The organism is Anaerovorax odorimutans DSM 5092 (genome assembly GCF_000426305.1).
Lineage (GTDB): Bacteria > Bacillota > Clostridia > Peptostreptococcales > Anaerovoracaceae > Anaerovorax > Anaerovorax odorimutans.
Genome location: NZ_AUFC01000015.1, coordinates 1 through 23043 on the forward strand (window position 1 = coordinate 1; position 23043 = coordinate 23043).

Annotated in this window: 26 protein-coding genes; 22 read left to right on the top strand and 4 right to left on the bottom strand. The window is 29.2% G+C overall.

Annotation, left to right across the window (positions count from 1 at the left end):
• Positions 1-439 precede the first annotated feature (439 nt).
• Positions 440-628: an Arc family DNA-binding protein gene (locus K292_RS0106555; protein ID WP_027399169.1), complete on the bottom strand. Its 189-nt coding sequence runs from the start codon at positions 626-628 to the stop codon at positions 440-442.
• 116 nt (positions 629-744) lie between these two features.
• On the opposite strand from K292_RS0106555, the gene K292_RS16250 reads away from it, so the two are divergent.
• Positions 745-1224, top strand: a complete 480-nt coding sequence (locus tag K292_RS16250) for an SLOG family protein (protein ID WP_051280444.1) — start codon at positions 745-747, stop codon at positions 1222-1224.
• Between the two features lie 145 nt (positions 1225-1369).
• Positions 1370-1666 carry a hypothetical protein gene (locus tag K292_RS16255; RefSeq protein WP_037372726.1) on the top strand — a complete coding sequence of 99 codons (297 nt, stop codon included), beginning with the start codon at positions 1370-1372 and terminating at the stop codon, positions 1664-1666.
• A 495-nt stretch (positions 1667-2161) separates the two neighbouring features.
• Here the strand turns inward: K292_RS16255 and K292_RS0106570 are convergent, their stop codons facing one another.
• Positions 2162-2452: a DUF6809 family protein gene (locus tag K292_RS0106570; protein WP_027399170.1), complete on the bottom strand. Its 291-nt coding sequence runs from the start codon at positions 2450-2452 to the stop codon at positions 2162-2164.
• A 578-nt stretch (positions 2453-3030) separates the two neighbouring features.
• On the opposite strand from K292_RS0106570, the gene K292_RS0106575 reads away from it, so the two are divergent.
• Positions 3031-3912: a patatin-like phospholipase family protein gene (locus K292_RS0106575; RefSeq protein WP_027399171.1), complete on the top strand. Its 882-nt coding sequence runs from the start codon at positions 3031-3033 to the stop codon at positions 3910-3912.
• 124 nt (positions 3913-4036) lie between these two features.
• Here K292_RS0106575 and K292_RS0106580 read toward each other — a convergent pair whose 3' ends face one another.
• Complete coding sequence (locus K292_RS0106580; protein ID WP_027399172.1) at positions 4037-4693, bottom strand: metal-dependent transcriptional regulator; 657 nt, start codon at positions 4691-4693, stop codon at positions 4037-4039.
• Positions 4694-5513: 820 nt separating this feature from the next.
• Between K292_RS0106580 and K292_RS0106590 the strand changes: the two genes are divergently transcribed.
• From K292_RS0106590 to K292_RS17790, 15 genes are all read left to right on the top strand, one after another.
• On the top strand, positions 5514-6059 hold the full coding sequence (locus K292_RS0106590; protein WP_027399173.1) for a hypothetical protein: 546 nt from the start codon (positions 5514-5516) through the stop codon (positions 6057-6059).
• Positions 6060-6224: 165 nt separating this feature from the next.
• A complete protein-coding gene (locus K292_RS18550) occupies positions 6225-6965 on the top strand; it encodes a hypothetical protein (RefSeq protein ID WP_027399174.1) in 741 nt (246 codons plus the stop codon).
• Between the two features lie 261 nt (positions 6966-7226).
• Positions 7227-7553 carry a helix-turn-helix domain-containing protein gene (locus K292_RS0106600; protein WP_027399175.1) on the top strand — a complete coding sequence of 109 codons (327 nt, stop codon included), beginning with the start codon at positions 7227-7229 and terminating at the stop codon, positions 7551-7553.
• Positions 7554-7879: 326 nt separating this feature from the next.
• Positions 7880-8077, top strand: coding sequence for a sulfur carrier protein ThiS (gene thiS / locus K292_RS0106605; protein WP_027399176.1), 198 nt, complete (start codon positions 7880-7882; stop codon positions 8075-8077).
• A gap of 1 nt (position 8078) precedes the next feature.
• Positions 8079-8888, top strand: a complete 810-nt coding sequence (gene thiF / locus K292_RS0106610) for a sulfur carrier protein ThiS adenylyltransferase ThiF (protein WP_027399177.1) — start codon at positions 8079-8081, stop codon at positions 8886-8888.
• Positions 8889-8908: 20 nt separating this feature from the next.
• Positions 8909-9685, top strand: a complete 777-nt coding sequence (locus K292_RS0106615) for a thiazole synthase (protein ID WP_027399178.1) — start codon at positions 8909-8911, stop codon at positions 9683-9685.
• Positions 9686-9697: 12 nt separating this feature from the next.
• On the top strand, positions 9698-10858 hold the full coding sequence (thiH, locus tag K292_RS0106620; protein WP_027399179.1) for a 2-iminoacetate synthase ThiH: 1161 nt from the start codon (positions 9698-9700) through the stop codon (positions 10856-10858).
• Positions 10851-11453: a thiamine phosphate synthase gene (locus K292_RS0106625; protein ID WP_027399180.1), complete on the top strand. Its 603-nt coding sequence runs from the start codon at positions 10851-10853 to the stop codon at positions 11451-11453. The genes thiH and K292_RS0106625 overlap by 8 nt, the downstream gene beginning before the upstream one ends.
• Before the next feature lie 155 nt (positions 11454-11608).
• Positions 11609-12193, top strand: a complete 585-nt coding sequence (locus K292_RS0106630; RefSeq protein WP_027399181.1) for a TetR/AcrR family transcriptional regulator — start codon at positions 11609-11611, stop codon at positions 12191-12193.
• Between the two features lie 174 nt (positions 12194-12367).
• A complete protein-coding gene (locus K292_RS0106635) occupies positions 12368-13723 on the top strand; it encodes an MATE family efflux transporter (protein ID WP_027399182.1) in 1356 nt (451 codons plus the stop codon).
• 297 nt (positions 13724-14020) lie between these two features.
• Complete coding sequence (locus K292_RS0106640; protein WP_027399183.1) at positions 14021-14341, top strand: putative heavy metal-binding protein; 321 nt, start codon at positions 14021-14023, stop codon at positions 14339-14341.
• 174 nt (positions 14342-14515) lie between these two features.
• Positions 14516-14713, top strand: a complete 198-nt coding sequence (locus K292_RS0106645) for a helix-turn-helix transcriptional regulator (protein WP_027399184.1) — start codon at positions 14516-14518, stop codon at positions 14711-14713.
• 2 nt (positions 14714-14715) lie between these two features.
• Complete coding sequence (locus tag K292_RS17785; RefSeq protein WP_051280446.1) at positions 14716-15147, top strand: hypothetical protein; 432 nt, start codon at positions 14716-14718, stop codon at positions 15145-15147.
• Between the two features lie 173 nt (positions 15148-15320).
• Positions 15321-16007, top strand: coding sequence for a response regulator transcription factor (locus tag K292_RS0106655; RefSeq protein ID WP_027399185.1), 687 nt, complete (start codon positions 15321-15323; stop codon positions 16005-16007).
• On the top strand, positions 15982-18249 hold the full coding sequence (locus K292_RS17790; RefSeq protein ID WP_027399186.1) for a HAMP domain-containing sensor histidine kinase: 2268 nt from the start codon (positions 15982-15984) through the stop codon (positions 18247-18249). Before K292_RS0106655 ends, K292_RS17790 begins: the two co-directional genes overlap by 26 nt.
• A 77-nt stretch (positions 18250-18326) precedes the next feature.
• On the opposite strand, the gene K292_RS0106665 is transcribed toward K292_RS17790, so the two are convergent.
• Positions 18327-19514: an SAM-dependent methyltransferase gene (locus K292_RS0106665; protein WP_037372727.1), complete on the bottom strand. Its 1188-nt coding sequence runs from the start codon at positions 19512-19514 to the stop codon at positions 18327-18329.
• A 249-nt stretch (positions 19515-19763) separates the two neighbouring features.
• Between K292_RS0106665 and K292_RS16270 the strand changes: the two genes are divergently transcribed.
• From K292_RS16270 to K292_RS0106690, 4 genes are all read left to right on the top strand, one after another.
• Positions 19764-20405, top strand: coding sequence for a DUF4143 domain-containing protein (locus tag K292_RS16270; protein WP_330364930.1), 642 nt, complete (start codon positions 19764-19766; stop codon positions 20403-20405).
• Positions 20406-20457: 52 nt separating this feature from the next.
• On the top strand, positions 20458-21420 hold the full coding sequence (locus K292_RS0106675; RefSeq protein ID WP_027399188.1) for a DUF1848 domain-containing protein: 963 nt from the start codon (positions 20458-20460) through the stop codon (positions 21418-21420).
• 383 nt (positions 21421-21803) lie between these two features.
• Positions 21804-22289, top strand: a complete 486-nt coding sequence (locus K292_RS0106685) for a hypothetical protein (RefSeq protein ID WP_027399189.1) — start codon at positions 21804-21806, stop codon at positions 22287-22289.
• Positions 22290-22451: 162 nt separating this feature from the next.
• Positions 22452-22892 carry a helix-turn-helix transcriptional regulator gene (locus K292_RS0106690; protein WP_027399190.1) on the top strand — a complete coding sequence of 147 codons (441 nt, stop codon included), beginning with the start codon at positions 22452-22454 and terminating at the stop codon, positions 22890-22892.
• Positions 22893-23043: the final 151 nt, after the last annotated feature.

Consider the following 23043-nt stretch of genomic DNA (forward strand, 5'->3'; position numbering starts at 1 on the left):
GTAAAAACTAAAGTAAATATTGTTTTCAATACAATAACACATGGAATTCCTGATTCCTTATAAAAATTTGACTGTTTTAAAAGTTCAGATATTCCTATCTTAGAAAAAAACAAGTCGATTCTAGAGTTTACAGTCTGTTCAGTGCGTAAATTTTCTGCTATAATGGAATTCATAAAAAGTCCTACTTTCTTTGATATTTATGGGTTTGTCGTTATTTCCATTATATCAAAAATTAGGACTTTTTTATATATCCTAAAGCAGATTCATATTCATTTTTCAAGGTGCATTAACATTTCCCTAGTGGGAAAGTTGAGTTATTTATATTAAAAATAGTATTGACAAGAGGGCGGAGTCAAAATTATGTATAGAGTATTATGTAACATAATATGAAAAGATATTTTTTATTAAAGGATAAGGATTTTTACAATAATTGAAAAATTTATTTTTCTTTTTTATCTGGGAGTTCAATTTTGCCGTGTTCTTTTTCATAGTCTGCAATAAATTTTAGCATTAATTGAATAATTTGGCTGTTTGCAGAACGTCCAACATAATCACAAACATATCTAAATTTAGCCAATATTTCACCATCTACCCTAAGTCCAAAATGTTTAATGTTATTTTTATTCATGTTATAAACCTCCAAAGAATTCATAATAACTTTATTTTAGACTTATTTTTTGATATAATGCAGAAATAGAGTTAAAGTAGAGTTATAATAACTCCTGAATTTGGAGGTGCATTTAAATGATAACAAACAAAAATCAAACATGTTGTTTCGTAGGACATCGTAGATTACCAAAAGAAAAAATTAAATACATAGTGAAACGACTAAATCAAGAGATTGACAAACTTATAAGACAAGGCGTAACAGATTTTATATCAAGTGGCACTTTGGGATTTGATCAGATAGCTGTATCGTTAATTATTGCAAAAAGAGAAATGGGAAACAATGTTCGATTGATATTTGCTTTGCCGTATGAAAATCAAGAAGAGATTTGGAATACAGAGCAAAAAAGGCTTTATAATAGTTTACTTTTGGAAGCAGATGAGGTTATTTACGTTTCTGAAGAATATAGCATCGACTGTATGAAAAAATGTGATCGTTTTATGATTGATAGATCAATTTATTGCATTTGTGAGCAGATATACCAGATGGGTGGTGTTGTGCAAACAGTTAGGTATGCAAAGGAAAAGGGTATTAATGTTATAGATATTAGTAGTTAAGAAATTATAATTATATAAACTCATAGAATCCATCAAAAAATAATAATATGTAAGAACGGTATACTACATAAGACTTAATTACATCTGGAATCACTACATAAATCGAAATTTAAGTGTTATTCCAAACAAGAAAGGAGAGCTGGTTATGTCAGTAGCAGGGACGTACAAGGTTCAGGTTAAAACTCCTAGAGGAGTAGGGAAAGGTAAAATGATACTGGTTGTTGAAGGTGAATTATTAAAAGGAACGCTGGAATATCCTACAGGAGTATCTAAAATAGCAAATGGTAAAGTAAAGGGAAACACAATTGAATTTGTTACAAAAATTAAAACACCTATAGGTAATTTCAGAGCTTTTGTTACAGGAGAGGTAAAGGATAATATATTTTCTGGTATGGCAAAACTTTCAATGGGTTCTGTACAGATCTATGGGAAAAAGGATTAAATGATAGAATCAAATATACATATTTAAAATTTTTTTTATAAAGTTTAATAGTTGATGTAGTATAAAAACACCATAATCTGATTTACGCACAAAGTTGTTTAGAAAATACTTTTTAGGTGTCAGTGAGAATAGTAACCAAAAGTCCCACAATTCTTACATAATGGAGTCTAAATATGAAACTTTGAGAATTAATAATTTTTATAACAGTAGTAAACGTATACTGATATAATCTTTATTATAGCTGTAATTTATGTTGATGATTTAGGGAATAGGATATGCGGCAGATTCATGAAAGTTACTATATTTGAGTTTGTAGTGATATAAATTGTTTTATATTCTTTTATTTTTAAGTAGTCTATTTATACGCTTAGAAAAGAATAACCATTATTATATTATTATTAAAGAGCTTTTTATGAATTTTAATTTTGTCATAAAAAGCTATTTTGTTATTCTTACAAATTATTTTACATTAGATTGGCATAGATTTTCAAAATTCTACTTATCCTCAGTTTTGTTTTGTAAGACTTCAATCATCATCTTTGCTCCTAATTTAAAGCCATCAATGAACATTTCTGATATTTCAAGTGGAATTTCACAAAATTGTTCATCCATTATCTTGATAAACTGTCCATACAATGCTGGATCCAGTTCCTTCAATTTTTTAGTAAAATCTTCATAATTATGATAATGTTCCTTTCTCATTTTTACGTATTCTTCCATTTTGGGACGGAATTGTTCAGCAGGAAAAATTTCTCCATTATAAAGCTGTAATAGTATACTTTCCATAATAATGTACTCCTTTACAATTTTTAATTTAATAAATATAGATTCTCTTTTTAGTGTATCATGTTATGGTGGACAAGATGACATTTCAGGAATGTCAAAGATATAAATTCATTTTAGAAAAATAAGAATATGGATGTAATAATTTTATGTAAGGAAAAAAGAGAACCGTGAGAATCTGATAGAGCAAAAATAAGACTGGCGGATTTGCTTCAGGTGGAAGGGTTAGACGTCGACAAAAATAATATTTTAACAAAAGTATAAAAATAATAATTTTCAGTTAGAAATTGCTAAATAGATTAAATTTAAATGTTCGATTATTTAAATTTAAAATACAGAAATTAATTGATTTAGTTTTAAGACAGCCATATAATGGATATATGTGGGAAATTTCTAATGATTATATATTAAAACAGCGAGAAAAACTAAAAAGGATATGATGATTCCGACAAAAAAGTAGTGATTTTCATAATTAAACTAGAATTACGATAAGGAATTAAATCATATGGTCATTATTAAAATAATGTGATTTGATATATCAGATTTTAAAACTGCTGCTAATATAATAGGGAGATGATAAATTGGAGATTACTAACAACATCAAAGATACAGCCCTTATTTTTGAGGGTGGTGGTATGAGAGCCAGCTATACGGCAGGATTTTTAAATAATCTTTTGGAAAGTGAGATATATTTTGATTATGTAGCAGGAATTTCAGCAGGTTCCAGTCATAGTGTCAATTATTTGTCCAGAGATATAGAACGTTCAAGGCGATCTTTTGTGGACTTGGTTTTAGATCCTAATTTTGGCGGATGGAAATCTTTTTTCAGAGGAGAGGGTTTTTTTCGTTCAAAGTATCTTTATGAAGAAACACCATATCCAGATGCACCGTTGCCTTTTGATTTTCAAACGTTTCATGCAAATCCTGCAAAGCTTCGTGTAGGGGCTTTCGATCGAGATACGGGAGAGATTATATATTATAAAAAGGAAGACATGGATAACATAGAAGACTTGATGAAAATTGTTCGTTCTTCATCGTCTATGCCCATTTTTATGCCTCCTACTTCTTATAAAAACCACTTTTTTATTGATGGTGGGCTTGGTGGCGGTATTGCCCTTGATATTGCGAAAAAGGATGGAATGAAAAAGTTCTTTGTTGTTTTAACCCGTCCTAAAGGGTATAGAAAAAAGCCGGTTAAGTTTAAGGGTCCATTCAAGGCATATTACAGAAAATATCCTTTTGTAGCGGAAGCCATTTTTAAACGTTACATTGTGTATAATCAAACTCTTGAAGAACTTGAGGAATTGGAAAGAGAAGGAAAAGCCTTTCTTGTTTATCCTGATTATATGCCTATATCAAATCGTGAAATTAATTTTAAGAAATTGTCTGAAAGCTATAAACAGGGATATGAGCAAGGGAAAAGAGATTTACGGCGATGGAAAGAATTTTTGTGTATTGAATAATATAAGGTGTGAATATCTTTAGTTTAAATACTAATAAATACAAAAATATCACTTTATTAAAAGTGATATTCTATAACAATTAGAGAATTCTTGATTTCTGAAAAACTCTCTAAAAATATTAAAATTAGGTTTGAGGAGTTTCATCTACATAAATATGACAGGCAGCTTTATAACTTATTTGAATAAGTTTACCTTCAAGATTAAGGGTTAGAGGACCTTCGTAGGCGCCTATTTCAGTAACTTGAACCAAGCTGCCAATGGCGATTCCTGTTTCTTGCAAATAATCTAATAGCTCTTTTTCTTCAGTTACACGTCTTATGTAAGATGTTTTGTTTAAAGGCAGCATCGTAAGAGGATACAAGGGTGTTTGATATATTTCCCCATCAGGGTTAGGAATTGCACTGCCGTGAGGACAGTAAGCTGGATAATTAAGAAATTTATCAAGTCTTACCGTTAAACGCGATGGTGTTATATGCTCTAGAAGCTCTGCATCTTCATGGGCTTCACTCCACGAATAGCCCAGATGACGAATAAGAAATACTTCCCAAAGGCGGTGACCGCGTATCATTGTTATAGCAATATTCATCCCTTTTTGTGTCAAGCATGATCCTTTGTATGCTTCGTAATGAATCAAATTTTCACGTTTTAGTTTCCCAAGCATTTCTGTAACAGAAGCAGGGGCAATTTGTAATGCTTCTGCAATTTTTTTATTATTAACAAGCTTTTCAAAACCTCCTAATTTATAGATGATTTTTAAATAATCTTCTTTATTTGGTGTCATGATATATCCTCCTGATATTAGGAATACCTAAATTTGGTGTATTATATGCCTATATTTATAAATATAAAGCAGTTAAAGTTTTGTAAATATCTATTTTAGTTAAGGGTGGGAAATAAAGTCTATCTAAACTAATTTATGCGTATTGCTTTAAAGGTTACAAAATCGATTATCTTATTATATTTTTTATAAGTCTCCATCAAAATTTACAACAATATATCTAATACAAAAATATTATGCAGTAATGGACTTTGCAAGCCAACTGACTAGTAGAACAATTGCAATTAATATTAATGTTGGTATCTTACGACGAAAGAGTTGTTTTGTATAAGCATCCATAATACTCACCTTCTAATCCAATTTTTCCATTTGGTAAATTTGATATCTTCTTCTTTTCAGTAATTATTCTAATAAGACAATAATAATGATAGATAGTATTTAGGCGAACCTAAACTTTATTATATTGTATACCTAAATATAATAAAATGCAATGGATTGTTATAATTTTATAAAATTAATAACTGAACTTGTTAGAAATATACGAAAGTATACCTAAAAATAAATTATGGATTATAAGGATAGAATGTTACTATTAATTACACACAATATAAGTTATATGGTTTAAAGAGTTCAAAAGTAATAAAATGCAGAATTGTAGGATATTTTGTCGAAACTTGTTTAAATCGGTTTGAAAATACATATAAAATATAATATATAATAATTATATTAATTGTTATATCATTGTTGTAGTTAAAAAACGTTGAATTATATCAACAAAATTATGTAATAAGTAAAATAATAAATATAAGTAGGAAGGGTTGTTATGAAAAGAAAAATATTTATATGTTTAATTGTTGCAGCTATGTTATTCTCAATTACTGGATGTGACTCAAATAGCGGTTCATCTGATGGAAATTCGGGTGTAAAAAAAGATGAAGTAAAAAAGCTGGCAATTGGTGATGTTATCAGTAATGAAAAGTGTGAAATAACTATTAATAATATACAATTTTCATATGACGTACTACCAGATGATACATCAAGTTTTTATACACATTATGCGGCAGAATCAGGTAAAGTATATGTTGATATTGACACAGATGTTAAGAACGTTCAAAAACAAAATCTGTCTTGTGATAATATTATGTCTGTAGAATTAGATTATAATAATGGCTATAAATATAGCGGGCAAATAGTGCCGGAAAATTCAAGCACTGGATTTACATATGCAAATATTACGGATATTGCACCATTAACTGCATTGGGAGTTCATTTTTTAATAGATTGTCCTCAAGAAGTGGCAGAATCTGAAAATCCAGCAAAGCTTACATTTGATTTAGATGGAACAAAGTATGAATATACTATGAGATAGAAAAAATAAAAAGCCTCAAAAATGGTGCTTTTATAATGAAAAAATACTTATTTCTATAAACAATTAATAAAGCTAATTGAAGCTGCTTTTTAAGTTATACTACTAAATTGTAAACATAAAAAATAAATAATCTGAGTTCTATAAGATAATTAAGGAGGGCTTTGTATGAATACATTTTTTTTCTTACTATTAGTTTTATCATTAGGATGTTTAATTTTAGGGATAATTAAACCCTCGTTTGTTATTAGATGGGGGTTAGAAGAAAAAAGGACAAGAAAGAGAGTATTAAAATATTTTGGAATAGGATTCATAGTATTTCTTATATTATTTTCTGCAACTATTGACAATCCTGAAGTAGAAAAATATAAAACATCAACGGATACAAAGCACACATTTTCAAATAATGAAGAAATAGCCGTAACCTTAGATAAAAAGATAGCGGCATTAGGAGATATTAACCTTATATCTTTAGATAAGTCGGAAGATATTAAAGAATTAAGAGGTGAGTACGAAAATTTAACTTCAGAACAAAAGATATTAGTAACTAAGTTATCACTTTTAACAGAAGCTGAAAATAAAATTAATGGACTTAAAACATCGGCGGACGTTGAAAAAAGTTTACAAGTTTCTAAGGAAGCGGATGCTGAAAAGGATTCGGCAGTGGCTAAGGAAGCAGTACCACAGTCAACAGTTCAGGAAGCGCCTGCAGAATCGCAGAAAACGGAAGATATAGTTAAAGAAGGGTCAACTCAAAGTCAAAATAATGAACTTACTGTTTATATTACTAAAACTGGCAGCAAATATCATAGAGATGGTTGCCGATATCTAAGGCAAAGTAAAATATCAATATCCAAATCGGAGGCAATAAATCAAGGTTATACTCCTTGTAGTGTTTGTAATCCATAGTAAAGCTGGATTATTGAATTACATCTCAAAAAAGTCATCTTACTAATATAATATTAATGCTGGTATCTTACGATGAAATAGTAGTTTTGTATAAGCATCCATAATACTCACCTTCTAATCCAATTTTTCCATTTGGTAAATTTGATATATTCTTCTTTCATTGATTATTCTAATAAGACAATAATAATTACTGATAATATTTAGTTAAACCTTAAATTATTTTAGATACTTGTAGTATAGATGCTATGAGGAGATATAAAGATGGACAACATTTCAAAAATAATTGGTGAAAGATTAAGAAGTTATAGACGAAAAGCGAAGATGAGTCAAGAAATTCTAGCTGAATTAGCAGGGGTTCATCCAACGTATATTGGACAACTTGAGCGTGGTGAAAAAAATCCTACTATTGAAAGTATTGAAAAAATATCAAGAGCATTAGAACTGCCTTTAGAGGAACTATTTGCAAATATAATCCAAAGTGATAAAAGTAAGAATGAAATAGCTTTAAAATGCTATGACCTTATTATAGAACAGGATGTTGAAAAACAGAAAGACATTTTAGAAATAATAGTTAAAATCCTAAAATAAGGATAAGTTTTTAGTTGAACATTAATGAGAGATTTAAGATAGTTTTATTATCGCTTTAATTTTTCAATCCACAATCATTGACAAAATACTTTATATTTGATAATATTTTTTTAGAGTGTTGATTATTCAAGGTCACACGAAGGGGCGTACCACCATCGGTGCGTGATTTCGTGTGACCTTTTTTGTTTTTCAAAAATCTCTTTATGGTATTAATTAGTAACATCATATAGCTAAAGCAAATTAATAAACCATAAAATTTAGATTATTAAATGTAATTAGTTATTTGATTTTATAATTTATTTTATGCTTAAAAAGGGGGTGTTTTTATGGCTAAAATTAATGGTATAGTAATTGAGCTTTTACAGGGAACTACAATATTACAGTATCTTGACACTCATAAATTTAATTTGGACTATATAGCTGTTGAATGTAATGGAGATATTATTCCAAAATCGCAATACAATGAAAAAGTTATAGAGTCAGAAGATATTATTGAAATTGTTAATTTTGTAGGTGGTGGTTGATATGAAGATCAAGTTAAATGGTAAATTAACAGAAACAGAATGTAATTCTGTTTATCAGTTATGTGATAGCTTGTTTAAAAAATTTGAAAATACAACAGTGATAATTAATAGCTTTCAATTAAAGTCTGACAGAAGCATAAAGGAAAATGATGAAATTTTTCTTATAGACAAAAATAAAATGCCTGAAAAAGAAGAACTTTCTGCTATGCTTTTTGCTAGACATACACCTAAAATACATGAAAAGATACAAAATTCAAGAGTTGCTGTTGCAGGTCTTGGAGGTCTTGGTTCACATATTGCCGTCTCCCTTGCTAGGACGGGAGTTGGGATACTTCATCTTATAGATTTTGATGTGGTGGAACCTAGCAATTTAAACCGTCAGCAATATATGATAAATCATTTGGGAATGTATAAAACTGATGCGTTAAAGGAAGAAATATTACAAATTAATCCATTTGTAAAAATAATTACTCATAATGTACAAGTAAATAAAAGTAATATTTATGAGCTTTTTAAAGAAGATTTTATTATATGTGAAGCTTTTGATGACCCTAAAGCAAAGGCAACACTTGTAAATGGGATTCTTACTCAGTTTACAAACAAAAAAATTGTAGCTTCTTCAGGTATGGCAGGTTTTGACAGTTCAAATTCTATAATTACGAAAAAAATAAATGGAAATTTTTATATTTGCGGAGATGGAAAAACAGAAGCAAAAGAAGGAAGGGGCCTTATGGCACCAAGGGTATCCATTTGTGCAGGGCATCAGGCAAATATGATATTAAGACTTATTTTGGGATACGATAATATATAAATTTTTAAGGAGAAAATATAATGAATAATGACAAAGATAAACTTATAATAGGTGGACATGAATTTAAATCACGTTTTATTCTTGGATCAGGGAAATACTCGCTGGATTTAATTAAAGCCGCTATTGAAAATGCCGGTGCTGAAATGATTACACTAGCCTTAAGACGTGCAGCAGGAGGAAAGGTAGCAAATATTTTGGATTACATACCTAAAAATATAACCCTGCTTCCAAATACCTCAGGTGCCCGTAATTCAGAAGAGGCTGTTAGAATAGCACGTATTTCAAGAGAGCTTGGATGTGGAGACTTTGTTAAGATTGAAATAATAAGAGATACAAAATATCTTCTTCCTGATAATGAACAGACAATTAAAGCCACAGAAATACTTGCAAAAGAAGGATTTGTTGTAATGCCTTATATGTATCCTGATCTCAATGTTGCCCGTGATTTAAAAAATGCAGGAGCTGCTGCTATAATGCCTCTTGGAGCGCCTATTGGAACTAACAAGGGACTTTGCACAAAAGAATTTATTAAAATTATTATTGATGAAGTAGATTTACCTGTTATCGTAGATGCAGGAATAGGAAGACCTTCACAAGCTTGTGAAGCTATGGAAATGGGTGCCGCAGCAGTTATGGCAAATACTGCTATAGCTACAGCAGGAAATGTTCCTAAAATGGCTGAAGCTTTTAAGAAAGCCATAGAATCAGGGCGAACTGCATACTTATCAGGTCTTGGAAGAATTCTTAACGAGGGTAGTGCAGCATCATCTCCTATTACAGGATTTTTACGTGATTAAGGAGGAATTATAATGGAAGAAAAAATTGATCATATGACGTATCTTTCAGATATGGAAATCATACAATCTGAAATTATGGATAATGTCATAAATTGCAGAGATAATTATGATGAAAATAAATATACTGATGCAGATGTAAAATATGCATTGCAAAAAGATGTACTAGCTTCTGAAGATTTTGCAGCTTTACTTTCACCTGTAGCATTGAATTATCTTGAAGAAATAGCTAAGCGTGCTAAAGCTGAAACAAATAAACATTTTGGAAATTCAATTAGTATGTTTACACCACTTTATATTTCAAATTACTGTGAAAATTATTGTGTATACTGTGGTTTCAACTGTAAAAATAAAATTAGCCGTTCTTGTTTAAATGCTGAAGAAATTGAAAATGAAATGAAAGCCATAGCGAAAACGGGCTTGCAGGAAATATTAATTCTAACGGGTGAAAGCCGTCATAAATCTGATGTTAAATATATAGGAGAAGCTTGTAAAATTGCACGGAAATATTTTAAAGTCGTAGGAATTGAAGTGTATCCTATGAACACTGATGAATATGCATATCTTCATCAGTGCGGAGTTGACTATGTTACGGTATTCCAGGAGACGTATAATTCGGAGAAATATGAGACATTACACCTAAAAGGGCACAAAAGGATTTTTCCTTATCGTTTTAATACTCAAGAGAGAGCACTTATGGGTGGTATGCGAGGTGTAGGTCTTGCAGCACTTTTGGGACTTGATGATTTTAGAAAGGACGCATTTGCAACAGGCATGCATGGTTATCTTCTACAAAAAAAATATCCTCACGCAGAAATATCTTTTTCCTGTCCACGTTTGCGCCCTATTATAAATAATGAGAGAATTAATCCAAGAGATGTACATGAACGTCAGCTTTTACAGGTTATTTGTGCTTACAGAATTTTTATGCCTTTTGCAAGTATTACGATTTCCACCCGTGAACGAGAGGGTTTTAGAAATAATATTATAAAAATTGCAGCAACAAAGATATCCGCCGGTGTAAAAGTAGACATAGGCAGTCATAATGTAGAAAACAATAAAGTAAAAGGTGATGGACAGTTTGAGATCTCTGATGGGAGAGGTGTTGATGAAGTATATAATGCAATTCTTAAAAGTGGTCTTCAACCGGTTATGAGTGATTATATTTATGTATAAAGAAGTAATCTGTGTAACAAATCGTAAATTATGCAGGGGCGATTTTTTTAAGCAAATCGAAATGGTTGCATCATCAGGTGTAGATAAAATAGTTTTAAGAGAGAAAGATTTATCAGAGAGAGAATATTTTATTGTTGCTGAAAAAGTTATCCATATTTGTCAAAAGAATAATACAGAATGTATTCTTCATTCTTTTATCAATGTTGCAGAGAAACTAAATCATAAAAAGATACATTTGCCGCTGCATATTTTGATAAACAATCATAATATTATTAAAAATTATGAAGTTATAGGTACATCAATTCATAATATAAAAGAAGCTGAAAAAGCAGAAAAATATAGCACTGAATATATTATAGCCGGACATATTTTTGAAACAGATTGTAAAAAGGATTTACCTCCCAGAGGTTTAGAATTTTTATCTTCGATATGCAAATTTTCAAATATTCCCGTTTATGCTATCGGTGGTATTAATGCAGATAATGCATATTTGACATTTGAAAAAGGTGTTTTTGGAGTTTGTCTTATGTCACAATTTATGGAAACCAATAATCCGTATGATATTGTACAAAAAATAAAAAATATTAAAACTTAAAAAAGAAAATACAGACTATAGGAATATCCTACATTAATTTTGTGGCTATTCCTAATTTTTAATATAAAGGATTACATCTAATCAATTAAATACTTGACAAAAAATTATAAGACGCATATAATGAACGATAGTTCAATATTATAAAGAGGGTTACTATGAGTCAAGTATTAAAAGAAGATATTAAAGAAAAAATAATATTAAGTGCTAAAGAAGAATTTTATAAAAGAGATTATAATTCTGCAAAGCTTAGAGATATTGCTAAAAATGCAGATATATCTTTAGGTTTAATATACAGTTATTTTAAAAATAAGGAAGAATTATTTAATGCAATTTTATCGCCTGTATTTCTAAAAATGAAAATATTATTAAATAAAAGTCGAGAAGAAAATGATATTTCGTTTAATGATTTTATAGATGAAGAATTAAAAATGTTATTATATTTATTAAAAAATTATAGAGAAGAATTAGTTATACTGATAGATAAAAGCAATGGTACAAAATATGAAAAAGCAAAAGAAGAAATTATAAATATGACACAAAATCATATAAAGAAACAATTAGAGGGAAAAAAAGAAAAAAGAATAGATGAAATGGATGATTTATTCTATCATATTTTAGCGAGCAATTTTATGGAAGGGATATTTGAAATCGCGAGACATTATAAAAATGATGATTGGTCAGTAAAGATTATGAATTTATTATATAAACAATATTTTTATGGAACAACTAGTTTTATTTGACTAGTTTTTTTAATAATATTTTTTTTAAACAAAATTGAACAATAGTTCAATTTTAAAAAGGAGGAATTATTTAATTGAAAATTTTTAACAAATTATAGTTTTTAATGATAATAAAAAATAAAGATTTAGAAAATCCACTTGAAAGTTAAATTAAATAGATGAGGAGAGATATATATGGACGATAAAATTAAAATTATGAGTGAAGAAAAAATATCAAAGGCTTTATTGAAATTTGGTATACCTGCTATTATTGGAATGGTAATAACAGCAATATATAATTTTGTAGATAGTATTTTCGTTGGCGGTTTAGGAACGAGTGCTATGGGTGCTGCTTCTGTAGCCTTTCCCATATTGATGATGATTGCGGGACTTGGCTTAACTATGGGAAATGGGGCAGCATCATATATTTCGAGACTTTTAGGAGAGGGCAATTTAGAAAAGGCAAACAATACAGCTTCAATATCAGTAGTGGGAACTTTGATTTTAGGGATATTGGTTATTATTCCATCATTATATTTTATAGATCCACTTTTAAGAGCTCTTGGAGCAACAGAGACTATAATGCCTTATGCTAAGGCATATTCGATAATCTTTATATCAGGATCTATATTCAATATTATAAATATTACAATGGTAAATATTTTAAGAGCTGAAGGTTCAGCTGCTTTTAGTATGTACTCACTTCTTATAGGTGCAGGATTAAATATAGTTTTAGACCCTATTTTTATATATGGTTTTGAATTTGGAATAAGAGGTGCGGCAATAGCTACAGTTATATCACAAATCGTAACAACGACTATTATTATTATATATTTTTCGAGTAAAAACAGTATTGTTAAAATTTCGTTTTTACATGTTAATTTCTCAAAAGAAATTTTATTTGAAGTATTAAAAATAGGTATTCCAAATCTTATTTTTCAAATACTTTCTAGTGTGTCTATGAGTTTAATTAATTCAGGTGCTGCTTCTTATGGAGATGCGGAAGTTGCTGCTATGGGAATTGTAAATAGAACTTTTGCAATAGGCAGTTATGTTATTTTTGGATTTTCAAAAGGATTCCAGCCAATTGCAGGATATAATTATGGCGCTAAAAACTATATTAGGCTAAAAGAGTCTGTATCTATTTCACTTAAATGGAGCACCATTTTTTGTTTAGTTGTAGCAGCTTCTCAAATTGTATTCGCAAAACCGATTATAGATATTTTTAGTAATGATTCAAGAGTACTTGATATAGGCGCAAGAGCTTTAACAGCTTATAGTATTATGTTTCCTACTTTTGGAATTCAAATGATATATATGGCATTATTCTTATCGTTGGGAAAGGCAAGAGAAGGTACTTTATTAAGTCTTGGTAGGCAAGGTATATTTTTAATACCTATCATTCTTATATTACCAAGTATAATAGGTTTAGATGGAATATTATTTGCTCAAGCAATAGCAGACTTGTTGTCAACAATTGTAACATTGGTTTTAGGAATAAAAATCAATAGAGAATTAAATAATATGGAAGAAGAAGCTAAAGTAGTATAAAAATTAAAATATTAAATAATAAAAAGTATTAAATTTTAATATAGCCGTATATAATTTTTTCTCGATTAAGGATCATACGTCTATTTGTTTGTTTTTTATTGAATCTTTTGTGCTTACTACTTTCTTGTTTATTAGTTATATGACTGCTAGTTCTGAGTTCTGCCTACTGGTAAAAACCTAATGTTTAATTGAAAAAAATTGAAATACGCAATATATGACTTTACAGTTAATTACAAATGTGACATTATTAATAGTAACAAATAACAAATACAATTAATTAAGGAAAAGGAGATTAAAATGATTATTACTACAACACCCAAAATAGAAGGAAAAGAAATAGAAGAATATAAGGGAATCGTTTTCGGTGAAGTTATTTCAGGGGTAGATTTTGTTAAGGATATGGTTGCAGGCTTATCAAATTTCTTTGGAGGAAGGTCCAATACTTATGAATCTGAATTAATAAACGCAAGAGAGGGCGCTTTAAGAGAAATGGAAAAACGTGCTGTGGCACTTGGCGCTAATGCTGTAGTTGGTGTTGATGTTGACTACGAAGTTTTAGGTTCTAATAATGGTATGCTAATGGTTACAGTGTCGGGTACAGCAGTGATTTGCTCTTAGTATAAATTTAGAATTTTAAATCAGTATATTTAAAAAAGGATGTAAAGTTAGCTTTACATCCTTTTTTTTATGTGTTATTATTCATGTAAAGTTAACTTTACATGAATAATAACAGAATTGTATTGCTTAAAACAATAATAAGGAATAGGTTCTTAGTAAATGGAGGAATCTAGTTTGAAAAACAAATTAGAAGAATTAAGAAAAAATTATGGAATTACTCAAGAAGAGCTCGCAGAAAAGATGGAGGTTTCAAGGCAAACTATAATTTCTATTGAGAAGGAGAGATATAATCCATCTCTTATACTAGCTTTTAAATTAGCCGCTATGTTTCGAGTTCCTGTTGAAGAAATTTTTATCTATGAGGAGGAATAATTATGAATAAAAAAAGCGTTGGATTAACAGGTTCTATATTAGGTTGCTTAATTGGATTATTAATGTTAATTTTAGGATTATATATGGAGAAATATATGAATACACCGGATTTGTTAGGAGCTGTTATTGGAGCATTAGGAATTATATTATTACAACTTTCTGTAACTAATACATCAGAGGTATTATTAAAATCAAAATACCCGGAGGTAAATGAAAAAAAGAATAGAGAAATGAGAGATGAAAGGAATATGATAATTAGACAAAAAGCCGCAGAAAAAACTAATTATGCAATGTTACTTGTATATTCCTTTATTATATTCACTCTTTTGATTATGGATGTTGAATTATACATTATGTTATTGATGGCAGCTGCAATGGCAGCTCATGGAGGCTTATCTATATTTTTCTATAACTATTATGAAAAAAAGATGTAAGCAAATAGATGAAAGTGTGTTTAATATAAAAAGAATTTGTAATAATTTGTTAAGAATTATATTAATAAATTATTAAGAATTGTAATGTATTATCTTACTTGTAAAGTGATAACTTTAGTAAGTGTATTATAAAAGCAAGGGAGGGTAGCATTATATGGAAGGAGATTTACTTTATGAATATCTTAGTATGCGATGATGATAAAGAAATTGTTGATGCAATAGAAGTATACTTAAAAAATGAAGGGTATGACATATATAAGGCATATGACGGAATTCAGGCTCTTGATGTTTTGAAAAAAGAAAATATACATTTAATATTGATAGATATTATGATGCCTAATTTAGATGGAATGAGGACTACTATGAAAATTCGTGAAGATAAAAACATTCCAATTATAATTCTTTCTGCAAAATCTGAAGACTACGATAAAATTACAGGTCTTAATGTTGGTGCAGATGATTATATTACAAAGCCTTTTAATCCGCTGGAACTGATTGCAAGAGTTAAATCGCAGCTGAGAAGATATGTTAATCTTGGGAGTTTAGAGAAAAAAACAGGGGTTTTCAGAACAGGGGGACTTGAGGTAGATGACGAAGCTAAAACCATAACTTTAGATGGTGAGCAAGTAGTTGTCACACCAATTGAGTACGGAATTTTAAAATTATTAACAGAAAACGTAGGCAAAGTGTTTTCTATGGATCAAATATATGAAGCGGTTTGGAATGAACCTTCGTATAATCCTGAAAATACTGTTGCTGTTCATGTAAGAAGGATTAGGGAAAAGATTGAAATCAACCCAAAGGATCCTAGATATTTAAAGGTGGTATGGGGAATTGGATATAAAATTGAAAAAATTTAATAATAATATAGCAGTTAGAATAACAGCGTTTATTCTTTGTGCAGCCTTATTTATAACTACAATTATAGGTATGGCTTTTATGGGAAGGTCTACTTTCTTGGTTGGTAATTCTGTTGCAGACGTTGAAGACATACTTTTATCTGATAATTATAAAGAAAGCATGAGTTTCCAAAATGATTTTAATGAAAAATTAAATAAAATTTTAAATTTAATACATCATTATAAAAGTGAAGAATATATAAAAAGCGGTAAAACCATTGGAAAAAATGAACTGGAACAAGCTACTAGAAGTTTGTTTTATGAGGGACAATATGATTATGAGTTAAACTATGATGACGATTACTATGATATAGATACTATATATATAGAAGGAAATGATTACCATGATAACTATAGTAGAGATTATGATGACCCTAGCATTGCAAATGCCTTTAAAGAAGAACATAGTGAAGAAATAAATAAAATTAAAGAAGTGATAATAAAAAAAGATCTTCAATCTTTTAAAAGGTTGAAAAATGACTTAAACTATTTAAATGGATTTACTTATTATGTATCAGATGGAACTTATAATATATCCAATGTTTCTAATGATTTTGATGCAAATGTATTTAATGGTAAAGAAGGTTATTTAAGTTATGTAAATGGTGAGTTTAAAAAAACACCTAAAGTAAATAACAAGTTGGGAATAAGTAGTGATATTCAACTTAAAAATATTTTAGATAGTGAATTAAATGATAAACTTATTGTTTATTTATCTTATGATGATAAATTTATCGCTGAAAAGCAGATTCAATTTGATAATGCTAAACATGAAATTACTAAAGTAATCCCAATTATTGCAATTTGCAGTATTTTAACATTGCTTCTGTTTATATATTTAATAGCAATTACAGGACGAAAAGATGAAACAGGAAAACGCAGTTTATATAAAATTGATGGTTTGTTTACAGAAATTCAAATAGTTATAATAGGAATTTCCTTGGGCTTCGGTGGAGATGCCTTTTTAAATTACGTTTACGACACTTTTTATAATGATGATTATTATCCATTTAACTCAATTACCTGGCATGATGGAATTATGTTTCCTACTATTTTAGCAGGCATTATGGGCTTTGTTATTTCTCTTGTAGGTTTATGGTTTATTCTATCTTGTGTAAGAACAATAAAGGCTGGGAATTTCTTAAAAAATTCTATTATATATAAATGCGTTAAAGGAATTTGGAGAGGGATTAAGGAGATATATAATGGCGGAAGTCTTATGCGTAAAGTTGTAATTATTACATTAGCTCTTTGCATACTGTCGGCGACTGTATTCTTTGCACCTCTTATGATTGTTCTTGTATTGATCTTTGCTCCGAAATGGGTTAAGAAGTATGAAGAGATTAAAAAAGGTGTGGATGAAGTTAAGAATGGAAATTTAACTTATAAAATACCTATAGATGGCAATGATGAACTTTCTGAGCTTGCAAAAGGGATTAATGAAATATCGGCTGCCTCAAATTTAGCAATTCAAAATGAACTTAAAAATCAAAGATTAAAAACAGACCTTATTTCTAATGTCTCTCACGATTTAAAGACTCCTTTAACGTCAATTATTACTTATGTGGATTTACTTAAAAAAGAAGGTTTGACTTGTGAGGATGCACCCAAATACTTAGATATATTAGATCAAAAAAGTCAGAGATTAAAAAAATTAACAGAGGACTTGTTTGATGCGGCAAAGGCTTCAAGCGGTGCTATTCCTGTAAATTTTGAAAAAATTGAAATACTGTCGCTTATAAATCAAGGATTGGGAGAGATGTCTGATAAGATTCAAGCTTCCAATTTAGAGATTAAAGTAAATTCTGAGAAGGAAAAATATTATGTTCGTGCAGATGGGCAATTACTTTGGAGAGTACTAGAAAACTTACTTGGAAATGTATTAAAGTATGCGCAGGAAGGTTCAAGGGTATATATAGATATAAAGGATAAGAAAACAGTTGCTCAAAATTCATTAATGGTAGTTATGGAGATAAAAAATATTTCTAAAAATGAATTAAATATTGGAGCAGATGAACTGATGGAGCGCTTTAAGCGTGGTGATGAATCAAGAACTACAGAAGGAAGCGGACTTGGTCTTGCAATTGCAAAAGATTTAGTAAAACTTCAAAACGGCTGGTTTGAAATTAAGATAGATGGAGACTTGTTCAAAACTATAACTATGCTTGAAGGATATCCGCAAGAAAATATAAAAGAAGATTAATATTGCTCAAATAAAAAATCAGAACTTGTAACATATTTTATGATGTGGTTCTGATTTTTTATTGTATTAAAATTATATTATTTATACATATATTCTCTTGTTAAAGGCAAACAGTTTGTTGCTCCCTTTGAAAATAAAATTTGATGAAGATCAATCATACCCACGTTAAAGGAAGCCGCACAGGAGCAAAGATACAGTTCCCACATACGGACAAAAGGTTCGTCGAACATTTTTCGTACTTCATCTTTCTTATTTTGAAAATTATTATACCAGCAAAGCAACGTTTTAGCATAGTGACAGCGCAGACTTTCAACATCTAAAGTATAATTATTATAGTCATATGATATATCTATAATTTCACGAAGACTTGGCAGAGTTCCACCAGGGAAGATATATTTTTTAATCCAAGGATCCCCAGCTGTTTCTTTTCTGCATCCAATAAAATGTAAAAGGAATAAGCCTTCTTGTTTTAACACTTTATTTACACATTCCATAAATAAATTATAATTTGCTCTTCCAACATGTTCTAACATACCGACACTGACTACACGATCAAAAGTTAATTTTGATGATTTTAAATCTCTGTAGTCCATTAATTTGACTTCTAGATAATCTTGTAATCCTTCAGCTTCAATTCTATGCTGAAATTCTTTAGCTTGCTCTTCACTTAATGTAATACCAAGACCATGAATTTTATATTTTTTTGCGGCTTCAATTAAAAGATAACCCCATCCACAGCCTATATCTAAAAGACTCATACCTTCTTTAAGATTTAGCTTAGATAAAATATGATGAACTTTATTTACTTGAGCATCATAAAGAGAATCGGATTCATTTTTGAAATAGCCGCAAGAATAACTTAAAGTTTCATCTAACCAAAGTTTGTAAAAATCATTCCCTATATCATAGTGGGAAGATACCTCTTTTTTCTGATTGCTTTTCTTTGTGGAGGTATGGATTAACTTGTCCAAAGCTTTCTTATCTACTGCAAATTTATCAAGCTGGCTCATTGCAATATTTAATGCAGCAAATAAATCCCCATCAAGCTCTAAATCTTTGTTCATATAAGCTTCTCCTAAAGCAAGAGATGTGCTTCGCATTATCTCTGCTTTGCTTATTTCTTTGTTTACATGAACCGTAAATACTGGTTCTCCTGAGCCAATTGTAAAGCTGTCTTTTCCTTTAAAATCTACAGCAAAGGGTACATCATCAAATTTTTCTAAAAATTTTTTTAACATCTTTTTGTCTAAATCAAAAATCACCATCACCACTTCCTCTCTTATGAATTATCATAATTGTATATATAATTCTATTTTATTACTCCATATCTTGGAATTCAAGGGATTATTTAAATATAATTAAAAATCCTTTTATAATATAGTAAATATCACTTTGCCATGAAATTTCATAAAAAGTTATAACTAAGCTTCTTTATATTATGGTTATTAAACGGTATAATAATTATAAAAAATGTAAGTCGTGAGATATTTAAAATTATTAGATAAGTAATTTTTTTGCTTTGTAAAGAAGTTATTCCAAGAATTAGAATGTTGTGGAACAGTATTCCCTCTCAATTGGCTAAAGAAAATAAAAAATTCATATATGGAATAATTAAAGAAGGGGCAAGAGCTAAAGAATATGAAATTGCTATGCTGTGGTTAACTGATTGTGGGCTTGTTCATAAAGTACACCGAGCTACTGTACCTAATGTACCACTTAGAGCGTATGAGGATTTAAAGGCTTTTAAATTATTTATGTTAGATGTTGGATTGTTATCTTGTATGGTAAGGTTAAATCAATCTGTTTTGTTAAGTGGGAATGAATTGTTTAAAGAATTTAAAGGAGCATTAACAGAACAATATGTACTTCAGCAGCTTAAGACATCACGACAAATAGAATCTTATTATTGGACGAATAACAGAGGCAATGCGGAAATAGATTTTTTGTTAGATTTAGGTGAAATGGTTGTTCCTGTTGAAGTAAAGGCTGAAACAAATCTTAAAGCTAAAAGTTTAAAAAGTTATTATGAAAAATTTAATCCGTCAATTTCTGTAAGGACTGCCATGACAGATTATAAAAAAGAAAAGTGGCTTTTAAATATACCCCTTTGGGCAATTGAAGTTTTAGAAAATGAAATAAAGAGAAATATAAATTAATATATTAACTTGATTTTATATTATTATGATCTGTTAGGGAAGGTGTGAATAAATGATAATAAGTGCCAGCAGAAGAACAGATATCCCTGCATATTATACTGAATGGTTTATGAATCGTATTAAAGAAGAATATGTTTTAGTAAGAAATCCAATGAATATACATCAAGTAAGTAAGATAAATTTATCTCCGGATGTGGTGGATTGCATTGTTTTCTGGACAAAAAATCCAAAAGCTATGATAGAGCAGTTGAATAATCTTCATGAATATAATTATTACTTTCAGTTTACTTTAAATTCCTATGGTAAAGATATTGAAGCTAGTGTTCCCTCTAAAAAAGCAGAAGTAATTGATACATTTAAAAGATTATCAGATAAAATCGGTGCAGAAAAAATAATTTGGAGATATGATCCTATTTTTATAAATGCAAAATACTCTATTGAGTATCATATAAAATATTTTGAAAAACTTGCAAGGCAGCTTAGGGGCTATACAGAAAAATGTACGATAAGTTTCATAGACTATTATTCAAAGATTATGAGAAATATAAAAAAACTTGATATACACAAACCTTCTGAAATTGATAAATGGGTTATTGCTGAAAATCTTTCAAAAATTGCCTTTGAGTATGGCTTAAAGATGGATACTTGTGCAGAAGATATGGCATTTGAGGATTTAGGTATTACTCATGCAAAATGTATTGATGACAAACTTATTTCAAGAATAATAAAAAGTCCTATATCAGTTGATAAAGATAAAAATCAGCGTCTCCAATGTGGTTGTGTAAAAAGTATAGATATAGGTTTATATAATACATGTAAAAATGATTGTAAATATTGCTATGCTAATCACAGCACAGAATCAGTTATAAATAATATGCGGAATTATAATTCAAAAGCCCCCTTATTATGCAGTGAATTAAATGATCAAGATAAAATAACAGAACGAAATATGAAATCTTTGAAAAGTAATCAACTTAATCAGCTAGATATGTTTACAGGGCGGGGCAGTAATTAGAATGTTATATAGGATATCAGAGAGATAGACAATTTGGACTTAGTTACTGATTTATTATAGAATCAATATCATGGTGGACTATGGATCTTCCGTTTAATTCCTTTGAAGTAAAGGAAAAGATATCAAAAGAGGATGCGAAAAGCGTTGTTATTGATGCGTTAATTCATGCTTATGGAACAATAGCTTAATATTCTAACATGTATATTAGTAACTGTTATAATTAAGTTTAAAGCTCACTTTTTAATTAAATTCAAATTTTAATTGTTTAAATATAAATCTGTTGTTTTTGATTTGTACCAATTTGATTCTTTTAATATATTAAGGTATCATTAATGTAATATATGTAATTATACATGTTATGGTATCTTTGAAAGGGGTTTATTATGAAAAAGCAGACAACATTTTTTATTGGTTGGGATATTGTATTTATTGCACTATTATATGTACACTGCAAATTATCTGTTTATTTTAATGAAGCGTATTATAAAGGGGGAACAGTATTTTCGCCTATCTGTGTAAACTTAATATTTACTTTATTAATAGGAGGTCTGATTGCTTGTTTAGTGCATGTGAGTAATAGACATAAGCTTACTATAAAATCTGCAGTATTAGAACTTATTATTATAGGAGTTCCTTCTTTTTATCTTGCAGCAAATGTATTTATATCGATTATTCTTTTAAATTATTTCAATATAAGTACTTATTACCCATTTATTTCATGGATTGCAATAAGACCATTCCCATATTATATAGGAAGTGTATTATCGGGGTATGAAATTTTTATTTTTATAATAAGAATGATAAAATATAAAAAAATGGATAATGTGAGAGGACAGGAAAAGTTAGAAGACGAAAAAAGTGAAAATTAATATATTTTTTATTTCTTAAAAAATATGTACTTGCTTGCAGAAGCCTAAGATTGGAATTGAACTTTTTTAAACTAAATTTTTATAATATATTTATAAATATATAAAATGTATTTGACCAAATCTTTTTTACATTGTAAACTTACACTGTGGGAGGGAGATTTCATGAATAGAATAGAATTTATTAATAAAGCTAATAGTAAGTTAAAGCTAGTACGAACTGAATATGGTTATAATCAAGAAAAAATGGCTACAGTATTAGGAATTTCAAAAAAGACGCTGGTTGAAATTGAGAAGGGGAGATCTTCTTTAGGATGGACAGGAGCTGTTGCATTTTGTTCCATTTTTTTTAAGAGTGAAGTGTTAAGTGCGGCATTTGGAGGAGAAACTACAGATATTATTATGGCATTAGCTTTTGAAAAAGGGGAGCCCAAATATCCCAAAACAATGGGAGGTAAGATTTGGTGGCGAACAATAGAAGAAATTGATGGTTTAAAAATTCAGCAAAATATTATTTCTCAGCATTATAGAGCTATCGACGCTGAAGACAGGCGGATTTGTGCCTCTTTTAATTTAGATGAAGTTAAAGAATATTTAGAAGCTTAAAGAAAGAAAAAAATAGTTGACCTCGCTTCTATTTTAGTGTAAAATTACACTAAAATAGAAGCGTTTTTGTTTTGGGGAAAAAATTAATTAAGATTGCTTTAAATAGCTAAAAAGGGGATTTTAAATGACTACTATATTTATTTGTTTTACT